Raw genomic sequence first — 12180 nt, 5'->3', positions numbered from 1 at the left:
CGCCGGTCTGGTCGCCGATACGAGCCTCCTGCCCACCGGTCACGGCCCGGGCCAGGAGCACCGCCGATTCCCTCGCCCCGGGTGGAGCAACGACAACCCAGCGTTTCCCGTCATCGATACGGGTGTCCTCCAGGAGAGAGAACCCCAGCACGTCCACGTAGAAAGCGATGGCCTCGTCGTAGAAGGCAGCAATCGAGCAGCTCACGCGCGCCTGGGCAGCGGAGTACGGGCCGAGCGGCGTGCACGTCAACACAGTCGCGCCGGGAGCGACGGCTACGCCCGGCAACGGAGCCTTCGTCGATGTTCTCGCAGCGATGACGAAGGACACCCCCGCGGGGGCGCCCGTGCGCCCGATCGACATCGCCTACGCAGTTCGCTGGCTGGCCAGCGACGAAGCGGCGTTCGTCCACGGCGCAACCTTCGACATCGACGGCGGAATCGACGCCACCCGCATGAGGTAGGGCACGTCCTAAAAGGCCGTTTCCCTGCGTTACGTCGCGCAGTGAAGCACACCGCGCGACGCTGACGGCAAAGCGGCGACATGGAGTGCTCGCAAACGACCGCACTGTGCGTGAAAATCGACGACGAGTTGGTCACTGACCGCTGGTGCGGGCGGCCACCGTTGCTGTCCGACTCGGAACTGGTGTGCCTGGCCGTCGCCCAGGCGCTGTTGCAGGTGCACAACGAGGCCCGCCGGCTGCGCTTCGTCGGCCAGCGCCTCGCCACGCTCTTCCCGTACCGGCCGAAGCGCCCGGGCTACAACAAGCGGCTGCGTGCCGCGCTGCCCTTGGTCAAGCGGGTGATCCGTATGCTCGCGCGGGACACGGACTTCTGGTTGGACACGGCGTGGATCACAGACTCCACCCCGGTGCCGTGCGGGATTGCGGGTGCCGATAAATCATTCGTGCAGTTCACGCCGCGTGCTGGTGCTTGCGCAGGGCGTGGAGAAGGTGGTTGCGTCCGAGCTGCACGATCCAGTCCCCGGTGGGGTGTGCCGTGGCGCCGAGGACCCTGATACGACGGGTGGTGTGCTCGATGACGGCGAAGACGTACAGGCGCGCCCCCGTCAGCGTGCGGACTTCGAAAAGATCGCAGGCGAGAAGAGCCTCACGAGGCATTCTCCCTGGCCAGGCGCAGGACCATGGGTAGGGTGCGCGGGCGTCCGCGTCGCCTGGGTACGCAGGTTGCGGCATGGCGCCGCCTGAGCAGTTCGCGATGCCAGTGCAAGATGGTCTCGGGGCGGACCTGTGGGTGCCGGAAACTGTGTCACCCGGGGTGACCTTCGGGTTCGGGTCTGCCAGAGCACAGGAAGCCAGCGAGTGCTGTGCGGCATCATGCTGGGTCGTGGCGATACGCCTGATCTATCAGCTCGCGTGTCAGCTCTTCCGATGGCTTGCGCTGCTGGCCCGGTCGAGTGCGGCGAAAGATGTCGAGATCTTGATGCTCCGGCACCAGCTCACTGTCGCGCGACGCATCCAGCCACGGCCTCGGTTTTCCTGGAGCGATCGGGCTGTCATGGCAGCGCTGTTCCGGATGGTTTGCCGCACCGATCCCTCGGACAACGGCCACCAGACCAACTCACCAGTCCCGAACCGCCCATCGCCAGGGACAACACTCGCATTCGTCGACGCGATCGACTCGGCGGCCTTATCCACGAATATTCGCAGGTCGCATAGGGTGACACAGATTCTGGCACCCACACGCCCGGGATATCGGCCACGGCAAGCGCGATGCCAGTGACGTAACGCTGGGTGACCGAGGCTCGCGGAGTTCAGGACTCGCTGCGAGGGACGGTGGGGGTGAGCGTCCAGGAGGTGAGGAGGTCGAGTGCGTGACGGGACGGGGAGCCTGCTTCGGTGCTGTAGAGGAAGACAGCTGCTTCGGTGTCTCCGGGGAGGGCGAAGGTTTCGTACTGCACGGTGACCTCACCGACGAGCGGGTGGAGCAGTCGCTTGGATCCGTGGGTGCGCTGGTGGACGCGGTGCTGCTGCCACCAGCGGTCGAACTCTGTGCTGTTTTCCTTCAGCTCGGTGACGAGGTCCTGAGTGGGTTGGTCGTCGGGGGTACGGCCGACGTCGAGGCGGAGGTTTTCCACGGCTGCGCGGGCTTGGAGGTCCCAGTCGACGAAGAGGGTGCGGGCTTCCGGGTCGAGGAGGAGCCACCGTGTGTAGTTGCGTTGAGCTGGCGGCAGGGCGTCGAAGTCGGTGAACAGCGCCTTGGCTATCCGGTTGATGCCCAGGACGTCCGCTCGGCGTCCCAGGACCAGGGCGGGGGTGCCCTCCATGGAGTCCAGCAGCTGGTGGAGGCCGGAGCGCAAGCGTTGGACGGTTGGCGGACGTCGGCGTCGGGGAACCGCGGTGGTGGTGCCGATGAGGTCGTTGAGGTGGGCACGGCCGGCGGCGTCGAGTTCCAGTGCCTGGGCCAGTGCTTCGACCACTGCGGGTGAGGGGGTGATGTGGCGTCCCTGTTCGAGGCGGGCATAGTAGTCGGCGGAGACTCCGGCCAGTCGTGCCACCTCTTCGCGTCGCAGGCCGGGTACGCGGCGTACGCGGGTGTCCGGCGGCAGTCCTGCGCGCGCCGGGTCGCACTGGGCACGGGCCCGGCGCAGGAAATCGGCGAGTTCACGGTTCGAGGCGGCCATGGATCCAGTGTGGCCGATTCGCTGCGGTCACGGCCGCCTCAACAAGGACTGTCAGTCCTAGGAAAGGCGGACCGAGGCAGGTCAGGGCCGATGATGGCCGCCGTCAGGCGGCCGGGGCGGGTGACAGTGGAGGGGCTGCCGGATCAGCCGATCCGGCAGCCCGGTCCCGCAGGTGACCGGCTGACAGCGAGAAGCCGAGGAAAAAGTCATGAGTCGCATTCTGATCGTCATGTCCGCAGCCGCCGTGTGGGAGCGCACCGACGGCTCGCAGTACCCCACGGGCTATTGGGCGGAGGAGCTCGCTGCGCCGCACGAGGCATTCGTCGGCGCCGGCCACACTGTCGACTTCGCCTCCCCCGGGGGTGTGCTACAGCCGCTGGACAAGCACAGCGCCGACCCGGCGATCGCCGGTGAGGACTGTGCCCGGCACGTGGCCCACGCGCAGAAGGCGCTCAGCGACTTCGGGCCGCCGCTGAAGCTGGAGGAGGTCTCGGCCTCCGACTACGACGCGGTGGTGCTGCCGGGCGGGCACGGCCCCGTGGTCGACCTCTTCCAGGACGCGAACCTGGGCCGACTGCTGATCGAGGCCGATCGGGCCGGCAAGATCGTCGGCGCGGTCTGCCACGGTCCGGCCGCGTTGCTGTCCGCGGTCGACGAGCAGGGCAAGTGGATCTTCTCCGGCCGGCGGATGGCCGCGTTCACCGACGAGGAGGAGCGCCTGTTCGGCACCGCCGACAACGCTCCGTGGCTGCTGGCGAGCCGTCTGCGCGAGATGGGCGCCCGGCACGAGCAGGGTGACCCCTACCAGGCATTCACCATCCAGGACGCCAACCTCTTCACCGGCCAGAACCCGGCTTCCAGCACCCCGATGGCCGACGCGATCAACACCGCGCTGGCAGCGGGCTGACCCCTCGCCCCGGGCCGCCGCCGCACACTCCTCCAGGCAGCGGCGGCCCGGGCCGCACCTCTTGCATTTCCTCCTTCGACGACGGGTGAGAAACCACCATGACGGACCGCACGCCACGCCCCTATGGCGTTGATGCTCTGCCGCAGGGGCTACTGATCGGCGGAAGGTGGCTGCCCGCAGCCGGCGGCGCCACGTTCCCCGTGGAGAACCCCGCGACGGGCGAACCGGTAGCCCGGGTCGCCGATGCCGGCACCACGGACGCACTCGACGCCCTCGGCGCGGCTGCCGGGGCGCAGTCGCAGTGGGCCGCAACATCGCCGGGACAGCGCAGCCGCATTCTGCGCCGCACCCACGACCTGCTGCTGGAGCGCCGTGAGGACTTCGCGGGGCTCATCACTCTGGAGATGGGCAAGTCCCTCGCCGAGGCCCGTGCGGAAGTCGATTACGCGGCCGGATACTTGCGCTGGTTCGCCGAGGAAGCCGTCCGCATCGACGGGACCTGGAAAGTCAGCGAGGACGCAACGGCAAGGGTCCTGGTCGTGCGCCAGCCCGTCGGACCGTGCCTGCTGATCACGCCCTGGAACGCGCCTCTGGCGATGCCGGCCCGTAAGATCGCCCCCGCTGTGGCCGCCGGCTGCACGATGGTCCTCAAGCCCGCCCCGCAGACCCCGCTCACCAGCATCGCACTGGCCACAGTCCTGATCGAGGCCGGCCTGCCCGCCGGCGTTTTGAACCTCCTTCCCACCGCCGACGCTGCTGCGGTGTCCGAGGCACTGATGAAGGATCCGCGGCTGCGCAAGGTCTCCTTCACCGGCTCCACCGCGGTCGGCCGGCTGCTGCTGGCCCAGGCATCCGCCAACGTACTGCGCACCTCGATGGAGCTGGGCGGCAATGCCCCGTTCATCGTGTGCGCCGACGCCGACCTGCAAGCGGCGGTGGACGGCGCCATGACCGCGAAGCTGCGCAACATCGGCGAAGCGTGCATCGCGGCGAACCGCTTCCTCGTTCATGCCGACATCGCGCAGGAATTCACCGAGCATCTCGTGGACCGGATGCGCGGCCTGACTCTCGGCAGCGGAACGGAACCCGGTACCGACCTCGGCCCGCTGATCGACCGCACCCAGCGCGACCGTGTCGCCCAGCTGGTGGAGGAGACCATCGCCGGCGGCGTGCGGCTGCACACCGGCGGCAGCACCCCCGACCTGCCCGGCTACTTCTATCCGCCCACCGTGCTCACCGACATCCCCGACGGCGCACGCATCAGCCGCGAGGAGATCTTCGGTCCCGTCGCCGCCATCCGGACCTTCTCCAGCGACGACGAGGCCCTCACGATGGCCAACGCCACCGAGTTCGGCCTGGTCGCCTACCTCTACACCCGCGATCTCGGCCGAGCACTGCGGATGAGCGAACAGATCGAGAGCGGCATGGTCGGCCTCAACCGCGGCTACGTCTCCGACCCTGGGGCGCCCTTCGGCGGCATCAAGCATTCGGGTGCCGGCCGCGAGGGCGGCAACTCCGGCATCGAGGAATACCTGGAGCAGAAGTACATCGCCATCGACACTCCCGCCGACGCCGGTACCCCCGCCACCCAGGACCCGTCATGAACACCCACGACCCGCTGCCGGAACCCTTCTCCCTGACCAGCCGACTCGCGACGGACCCCGAACAGTGTGCCCTCTTCTGCGAGGACGCGACCCTCAACAGCTGGCTCGCCGCCGAACGCGCTCTCGCCCAGGCCCAGGCCGAAGCCGGAGTGCTCACCCACGCGGAGGCCGCCGCCATCCGCGACGCGGCACAGCTGCACCACATCGACCGCGAAGAGCTATGGCGCACTGCCCGCACCGTCGGCTACCCCATCCTGGGCCTGGTCCGGCAGATTAGCCGCCAGCTCCCGCCGGGACCCGACGGCCGGGTGCACTACGGCGCCACCACGCAGGACATCATGGACACCGGTCTCGCCCTACAGATGGTCCGCTCCCTGGCCGCTCTCGAACGCCGGATCGCCGAACTCGGCGATGTCCTCGCGGACCGCGTCACCGAACACGCCTCCACCGTGATGGCGGCCCGCACCCACGGCCAACAGGCCGTACCCACCACGTTCGGCGCCACCCTGGCCACCCTCCTGGCGCAGTTCACCCGCCACCGGCAGCGCCTGGCCCAGGCCGCACCGCGCATCGGCATGATCTCCCTGTCCGGAGCCGGCGGCACCGCAGCCGCATTCGGCCCTCACGCGGCAGCCATCAGAAGCGACATGGCCCGTCTGCTCGGCCTGCACGACACCGCGACCTCCTGGCACGTGGCCCGCGACGGAGTCGCCGAGTTCGGCTGGCTGTGCTCCTTGCTCACCGCGACATGCGCGCGCCTGGCCCGCAACATCGTCGACCTCTCCCGGACCGAGATCGCCGAGGTCTTCGAGCCCTACAGCGACCACCGCGGCGCATCCTCGACCATGCCGCAGAAAGTCAACCCGATCACCTCTGAAAGCATCATCGGACTGAGCGGCACCGTCGGCGCCCTCACCTCCGCGCTGCTCCGCGCCCAGGAAGCAGGCCATGAGCGCGCCGCCGGCGAATGGCACACCGAATGGCGCGTCCTGCCCGAACTCGCCGTATCCGCCGGAACGGCCCTCACAGAAACAATCGCCCTCCTGCGCGGACTCCGGGTTGACGCCCGCCGCATGCGCACCAATCTCGACAGCGGCGGCGGCCTCATCATGGCGGAATCACACATGATCACGCTGGCCGGACCCGTCGGCCGAGAACGCGCCCACGACCTTGTCCACGAAGCCGCAACCCGTACCCGTACCACCGGCACACACCTCACGCAGACCCTGCGCGACGTCCTGACAGAACACCACCTCGACACACTCCTGCCCGGCCTTCACACCCAGCCGGAGAACTACCTCGGACAGGCACACCGGACCGCCGAAACCACCACCCGCCTCTGGCGCACCCAAACCGCATCGCTCCTCGAACCGCCAACCCCCCTCGCCCACCTCGCCGCCAACTGATCGCCCCGCCGTACAGCGCCACGGCCGTTCTCGTCATGAGGTAGACAGGGGGCCTGACGGTTTCGTCCTCAGCAGCGGGTACGGGCGGCGCTTGGCCCTGCGCCGACCTGGCTTGTCGGCCAGCCCGTGCCGCCTGTCGTCAAAGGAACGATTGACGACAGGGCGGCAGCGCGTCCAATGAACCCGCGTGATGTCGTGGGTTCGCGGCGGCCCGGATCCAATCAGATCCGATGGTGATTGGGCGCGTTCTCCGCCATGGACCTCACCGCCCGCCACCCGCGCACCGGCGAACTGCTGTCCACCGTGAAGTCCATGGTGCAGACCCTCGCCGCCGCCGGCGACCTCCAGCGCGACCTCCAGCGCGAGCTGACCTACGACGGACTGCGCGCCGCGGAGGCCAAGGGCAACAAGGGCGGACGCCGCCCGGCCGTCCCGGCCGCGAAGACCGACACCGCCCGCACCGCCTACCTGGCGGGCCGCTCCATCGCCGCCCTCGCCCGCCGAGCGCGCCGCGCTCGACCAGGGGGTGACCGTACGGCGCGGCCAGGGCTACACCCTGCGCGTCAGCACCACCCGGGCGATCCACCGCCAGCTCCTCGCCCGCTGCCGGCCCCTCGACGGCGGCCAGGGCACCCCGACCGTCCCGGCCCAGCGCAAGCCCGCCGCGAGTACGAGATCCGCGTCAATGCCCTTCAGGCCGCAACAGCCGGACCATGATCAGTGTTGTGGACTGCGGGCGCACCCAGGCGAATCACCCGCGTCGCCGACCAGCGTGGGTTGAAAGAATATGCAGACCGGTCTATTTTCGGAGCATGGGACAGAAGGGCGCCGAGACGCGGGACCGGCTGCTGGACGCGGCGCAGGAGTCGGTCGAGGCCGCGGGCTACTTCGGCACCGGGCTCAACCAGGTGATCACGGCCAGTGGCGCGCCCCGTGGCTCGCTCTACTTTCACTTCCCCGGAGGCAAGGACCAGTTGGTCGCCGAGTCCATCCGCCGGGCAGGACGGGCGATCGACGATGCCATGGGGGGCCTGGTCGATTCCAGCGCCTCGGCGGCGGAGTTCGTCGACGGGATGCTGCGGCACCTGGGTGACCGGCTGGAGGAGTCGGGCTGGCGCAAGGGGTGCCCGGTGGCGACCGTGGCGCTGGAGACGGCCGCCACCAACGATCTGCTACAGGAGGCGTGTTCGGAGGTCTACGGCTCGTGGGAGGCGGCCCTGCGCACACAACTGGCCGGACGCCCGGACGCCGACGACCTCGCGGTCACGATCCTGGCCCTGACCGAGGGCGCACTCCTGCTGGCTCGGGCGCACCGCGGCAGAGGGCCCCTGGACAGCGTCGCCCGTCAAATTGGCGCTCTGCTGGGGTGATACGGCCCGCCGTGACCGGCGGGCCTTTTCGTCGCCAAAAATATGTAGACCGATCTATTAGGATACTCATGGACGCGATCGTCTTCGGCGCGACCGGCTTCATCGGACGCTCCCTCACCGCCGAGTTGCTCAGCCGGGGGCAGCGGGTGGCGGCGGCCGTACGCAACGACACCATCACTCCCTGGCTGACCTCCCAGGGAGTGGACACCGGCAGGCTGGAACTCGTCGCAGCCGATATCACCCGACCCCTCTCAGGGCTGCCCGAGGTGCGTGATGTCTACAACGCCGCCGGTCGCTACGGCTTCGGCCTCGGCGTGCGGGAGGCGCGGGCGGCCAATGTCACCGGGGCGCTCAACGTGCTCGAGTGGGCCGCGGCGCTGCCGGGGTTGCGGCGGCTGGTGCACATCAGCGGGTACCGGGTGAGCGCACCGGGCGGCACGCCCGACTATTCCGGCCTTGGAGCGTATGAGGCATCGAAGCGCGAGGGCGATATCGCGGTGCGCGCCCGGGCGCGCGAACTGGAGGTCCCGCTGACCATCGCCAATCCCGGCGTCGTGATCGGTTCGGGCCAGTACATCGGCCTGGCCCCTCTTGTCGAGGATCTGTGGAACGGGCGGCTGCCCGCGCTGCCCGGCGGCCGTGACACCTTCGTACCGATTGTCACGGTCGACTACTTCGCCCGGTTCCTCGCGGAGGTCCCCACATCGCCTGCGGGCGAGCACTATTGGGTGCTCGACGACACCACCCCGCTCCTGCCCGAGCTGATCCGCGCGATCGCCGGCCACACGGGCGTGCGGGCACCTCGAAGGACCGTTCCTGCCGGGCTGTTGCGACGCCTGCCGCGCAAGTTGACCGGTGCCGATCCCGAGACGCTGTCCTTCCTCTCCGCCGACCGCTATCCGACAGCTACCGCCCGTGCCTTCGCCGCGAGCGCCGGCCTGGAGATGCCCCCGGCCATCGACGCCCTGCGTACATGGGCCGACGACCTGGTGGCCGCGCGCTTCGGTGCCGCGTCGCCCTGGCCGAGCTCGTACGGCTTCCGCACCGTGGCGGGCAGCCGTACCTGGGTGACGGGGGAGCGACACCGTCCCGACTACGTCCTGCTGCACGGGCTGCCGATGAACGCCGACCTCTGGGCACCGCTCGCCGCCCGACTCCCCGGCCCCGTTCTGGCCCCCGACCTGCCCGGCCTGGGACGTTCGGCCACCGCGGCCCAGCCGATGAACGCCTGGCTGGCCGATCTGCTGAGCCCGGCGCGGACCCGCCCTGTGCTGGTCGCGCACTCCCTGGCCTGCGGACCCGCGCTGCGCTTCGCTGCCGATCATCCAGACCGCGTCAGCGGGCTCGTCCTCGTTTCCCCGGCCTTCCTCCAGGCACCCGTCCGCCGCCTTGCCCGCTCGGGCCTGGCCGCGCCGATGATGCGCCGGATGTCCGCCACTCGGCTGGCACGCACGCTCGGCATCCCCGAGGGAGCGGAGGTGGAAAGCGCCGCGGCGGACCTGCGCCGTCCCGGGGTGGCGCGCCGGGTCGCCGCGGCGGTGCGCACCAACCTCGCCCAGCGCCCGCACTCGCGGGCGCTGCTCGACCGGGTGAGCGTCCCGGTCCAGATCGTCGTGGGCTCGGCCGACCCACTGGTCGAGGCCGTCGATCACCCGGTCACCGAGATCGCCGGGGCCGGGCACTACCCCCAGCTGACTCACCCCTCACAGGTCGCTCGTCGCGTCGGTGGCTTCACCGCGCCGGTCGGCGGATGACTCCCGGCGGGCGGGCTTCCTCGACGCCGTCCTTGTCGACATTCCGGTCGCCGATCGTAGGCGCGACTGGCTTGCCCCTTCTGCCGGCCCGCGGCAAGGACTCGTCGGAGAGCGGGCCGTACGGGAGGCGGCGGCGCACGGCGCGGGAGACCGTCGTGCGGCTCCGGGCCGCAGCCGAGCCCTCGCTGTCCCGGCAGGGCCCGCGGGTACGCGGCCGGTCGGCCTCCACGGTGGAGCGGGCCGCGATGTCCGGGGCGGCCCTTCATGGCGGCCGTTCCCGCTCGCGGCCGCGGGTCGTTGCCTTCCTCTTGCGCAGGGCCCGCCCGGGTTCGCTCCCGCCCTTGGACTCCGAGGCCGGCTCTTTCGTGGTCCGCCCGGTGGCCCCCGAGACATGGCCCGAGGCTTTGTCCGAGACCTTGCCGGACACTTTGCCGGACACCTTGCCCGTGGACCTTTTCGCCGTACGCCCGGCCGACCGCACGGTCTCGGTGGCGGTGCCGCCCGCCTCCTCGGTGGCCTTCCCGGCGCCCTCGCCCACCTCTTCCGCCACCTTCCCGGCCGCCTCACCGGCGTCCTCCACGGCTCCGCCCGCGCCCTCCCCGACCTCTTCGACAGCCTTGCCAGCGCCCTTGCCCACGTCCTGGACCGCTCCTCCGGCGCCTTCCCCCAGCTCGCCGACCGCCTGCTCGGCGCCGCTGCCCAGGCTCTCCGTCGCGGACCCGAGACCGGACGTCACCTGCTCCAGGATCTGGGGGTTGCGGTCGATGGTGGACAGCACCCTGCCGACGATCGCCGCGACATTGTCGAGCCGGACCTTGAGCAGGGCCCGCGCCTCCACACCCTTGATGTCGAGCTCCACATGGCCGAGTGACACATCGGCGCCGACGCCGAGCTTGAGCAGGTCCAGGACCTCCGCCTGGAGGGAGACCCTGGCTTGCAGGTTCTCGACCTTCAGGTTGATCTCCTCGACCTGGAGCTGCGGTACGTCGAGGAGCACATCCGGGTCGCCGGACTCGCCGACGGGCTCCTCCTCGTCCGTGTCCGGCTCGTCCGTGTCCGGTTCGTCCGGCTCGTACTCGGCGTCAGCGTGGTTCCTCATGCTGCCCCTCGAAGTGTGCGTGTGAGCATGCAGAGTGTGCGTGCGAGCGTGTGCCGTCCCTCTTCACACTAAAGGCGGTATCCATATTCCGCGCCCAGAGCGGAGTGGCGCTGCGACCCGCCCCCGGCACGGAATCAGGGCCCACAGGACGTTCACTCGTCGACGGGCCGGAGCGAGGGCCGCCCGGACGTGTCGTTTTCGGAGGTGAGATACGTGGCTGCTCGTTCAGCGATGGCCAGGACGGTGCTGTTGGGGTTGCCCGAGATGATGGAAGGAATGGTGGATGCGTCGACGATGCGGAGGGATTGATGAGTGGTGGGGTGCCAGGGTCGGCGTCGGAACATAAGAACGCGAGAGTTCGTGATGGGCTGTCAGCGAGTCGCCGATCTCGGCGGTTTCGTTGGGCCCGTTGCCTCGCATCCGTCCGCCGCGCTGGGCCTGGGAATCGCGGGCGCTTGCGTGGGGCGCTCATCGGATGCCGGATGGGGGTGTGCCTGACCGCCGTCGCGTCGGCTTGTGCGTCGGGGTTGGCCCAGGGCTACTCCGGCCAGGACCAGGAGCAGGCCGCACAGTTGCTGAACGGTCAGCGACTCTCCCGCGAACGCGATGCCGAGCAGTACGCCCGTAACGGGGTTGAGCAGTCCGATCAGTCCGACCGTTCCCGCGGGCAGGTGCCGTAGTCCGGTGAACCAGGCGGTGAAGGCCAGCGCGGTGGCGATCAGGGTGACGTAGCAGAACGCGAGGAGCGTGGGCGTGGGGAGCGTGGGCGGAGGACCTTCCACGGCCACGGCGACCGGGAGCAGGAACAGACCTCCGGCGGTGAGCTGCCAGGCGGTCGAGGCGAGCACATCGGCACCGGCGCTCCACCGTTTGGCCAGGATGTAGCCGAAGGACGACATCAGCATGGCGGCGGCCGAGGCGAGGACTCCCGGCACGCTCACCCCGTCCACCCCGGTGAACAGCATGAGACAGACCCCGCCGAGTCCGATCGCGGCTCCGGCCAGATGGGCGGGCCGGGGCCGCTCGGACACCAGGGGCCAGGCGATGAGCACCATCGTCAGCGGGGACACCGCCATGACGGTTGAGGCGACGCTGGTGGGAAGCAGTTGGGAGGCGGTGTAGACGAGGACGAAGAACACGCTCATGTTGAGCAGCCCGAGCACCGCGGACCGCCACCACCACGCGCCGTGCGGCCGCTGCCTGCGCAGGGCGAGCAGAACGAGCCCCGCGGGCAGGGCCCGCAGGGCGGCCCCGTAGAGCGGGTGGTCGGCCGGCAGGAACTCATGTGTGACGAAGTAGGTGGTCCCCCAGGCCACCGGCGCGACCGCGGTCAGTGCCACCCAGCGCATATTCGCTTCCATGGAAGCCAATGTAGCTTCCTGGGAAGGTATTGTCGTGG

At 69.9% G+C, this 12180-nt stretch carries 12 protein-coding genes and 3 pseudogenes; 8 read left to right on the top strand and 7 right to left on the bottom strand.

Features of this window, described 5'->3' with window-relative positions:
- Positions 1 to 37 precede the first annotated feature (37 nt).
- Positions 38 to 205 (bottom strand): annotated as a pseudogene (locus tag AB0E24_RS10170) (VOC family protein); the annotation flags it as partial.
- On the opposite strand from AB0E24_RS10170, the gene AB0E24_RS10165 reads away from it, so the two are divergent.
- Entirely contained in the window at positions 192 to 461 is a 270-nt protein-coding gene (locus AB0E24_RS10165) for an SDR family oxidoreductase (RefSeq protein ID WP_359376354.1), read from the top strand. The pseudogene AB0E24_RS10170 and the gene AB0E24_RS10165 overlap by 14 nt on opposite strands.
- An 80-nt stretch (positions 462 to 541) precedes the next feature.
- A pseudogene (locus tag AB0E24_RS45975) lies at positions 542 to 886 on the top strand (IS982 family transposase); the annotation flags it as partial.
- 58 nt (positions 887 to 944) lie between these two features.
- Here AB0E24_RS45975 and AB0E24_RS10160 read toward each other — a convergent pair.
- The 3 genes and pseudogenes from AB0E24_RS10160 to AB0E24_RS10150 all read right to left on the bottom strand — a co-directional run.
- A pseudogene (locus AB0E24_RS10160) lies at positions 945 to 1245 on the bottom strand (integrase); the annotation flags it as partial.
- 87 nt (positions 1246 to 1332) lie between these two features.
- Positions 1333 to 1569 carry a hypothetical protein gene (locus AB0E24_RS10155; protein ID WP_359375967.1) on the bottom strand — a complete coding sequence of 79 codons (237 nt, stop codon included), beginning with the start codon at positions 1567 to 1569 and terminating at the stop codon, positions 1333 to 1335.
- Positions 1570 to 1771: 202 nt separating this feature from the next.
- A complete protein-coding gene (locus tag AB0E24_RS10150; RefSeq protein WP_069872582.1) occupies positions 1772 to 2641 on the bottom strand; it encodes a helix-turn-helix transcriptional regulator in 870 nt (289 codons plus the stop codon).
- Between the two features lie 208 nt (positions 2642 to 2849).
- On the opposite strand from AB0E24_RS10150, the gene AB0E24_RS10145 reads away from it, so the two are divergent.
- The 6 genes from AB0E24_RS10145 to AB0E24_RS10120 all read left to right on the top strand — a co-directional run bounded on the left by AB0E24_RS10145 (position 2850) and on the right by AB0E24_RS10120 (position 9682).
- Positions 2850 to 3548: a type 1 glutamine amidotransferase domain-containing protein gene (locus AB0E24_RS10145; protein WP_069872580.1), complete on the top strand. Its 699-nt coding sequence runs from the start codon at positions 2850 to 2852 to the stop codon at positions 3546 to 3548.
- Between the two features lie 98 nt (positions 3549 to 3646).
- A complete protein-coding gene (locus tag AB0E24_RS10140; RefSeq protein ID WP_359375964.1) occupies positions 3647 to 5152 on the top strand; it encodes an NAD-dependent succinate-semialdehyde dehydrogenase in 1506 nt (501 codons plus the stop codon).
- Entirely contained in the window at positions 5149 to 6558 is a 1410-nt protein-coding gene (locus tag AB0E24_RS10135) for a lyase family protein (RefSeq protein ID WP_079259504.1), read from the top strand. The genes AB0E24_RS10140 and AB0E24_RS10135 overlap by 4 nt, the downstream gene beginning before the upstream one ends.
- Before the next feature lie 255 nt (positions 6559 to 6813).
- Entirely contained in the window at positions 6814 to 7275 is a 462-nt protein-coding gene (locus AB0E24_RS10130) for a hypothetical protein (protein ID WP_359375961.1), read from the top strand.
- Positions 7276 to 7370: 95 nt separating this feature from the next.
- On the top strand, positions 7371 to 7928 hold the full coding sequence (locus tag AB0E24_RS10125; protein WP_069872574.1) for a TetR/AcrR family transcriptional regulator: 558 nt from the start codon (positions 7371 to 7373) through the stop codon (positions 7926 to 7928).
- A 68-nt stretch (positions 7929 to 7996) separates the two neighbouring features.
- Positions 7997 to 9682 (top strand): alpha/beta fold hydrolase, encoded by a 1686-nt coding sequence (locus AB0E24_RS10120; RefSeq protein ID WP_359375958.1) that lies wholly within the window; start codon positions 7997 to 7999, stop codon positions 9680 to 9682.
- Positions 9683 to 9944: 262 nt separating this feature from the next.
- Here the strand turns inward: AB0E24_RS10120 and AB0E24_RS10115 are convergent, their stop codons facing one another.
- From AB0E24_RS10115 to AB0E24_RS10105, 3 genes are all read right to left on the bottom strand, one after another.
- Complete coding sequence (locus AB0E24_RS10115) at positions 9945 to 10781, bottom strand: TrbL/VirB6 family protein (RefSeq protein WP_351371565.1); 837 nt, start codon at positions 10779 to 10781, stop codon at positions 9945 to 9947.
- A 152-nt stretch (positions 10782 to 10933) separates the two neighbouring features.
- Complete coding sequence (locus tag AB0E24_RS10110; RefSeq protein ID WP_100805754.1) at positions 10934 to 11125, bottom strand: GMC oxidoreductase; 192 nt, start codon at positions 11123 to 11125, stop codon at positions 10934 to 10936.
- Between the two features lie 27 nt (positions 11126 to 11152).
- Entirely contained in the window at positions 11153 to 12142 is a 990-nt protein-coding gene (locus tag AB0E24_RS10105; RefSeq protein WP_359375955.1) for an EamA family transporter, read from the bottom strand.
- Between the last annotated feature and the right edge of the window lie 38 nt (positions 12143 to 12180).

The organism is Streptomyces malaysiensis subsp. malaysiensis, from assembly GCF_040653035.1.
In the GTDB taxonomy this organism is placed as follows: Bacteria; Actinomycetota; Actinomycetes; order Streptomycetales; family Streptomycetaceae; genus Streptomyces; species Streptomyces malaysiensis.
The sequence above is the reverse complement of the archived record's forward strand: the minus strand, read 5'-3'. Positions and strand labels throughout refer to the sequence as shown.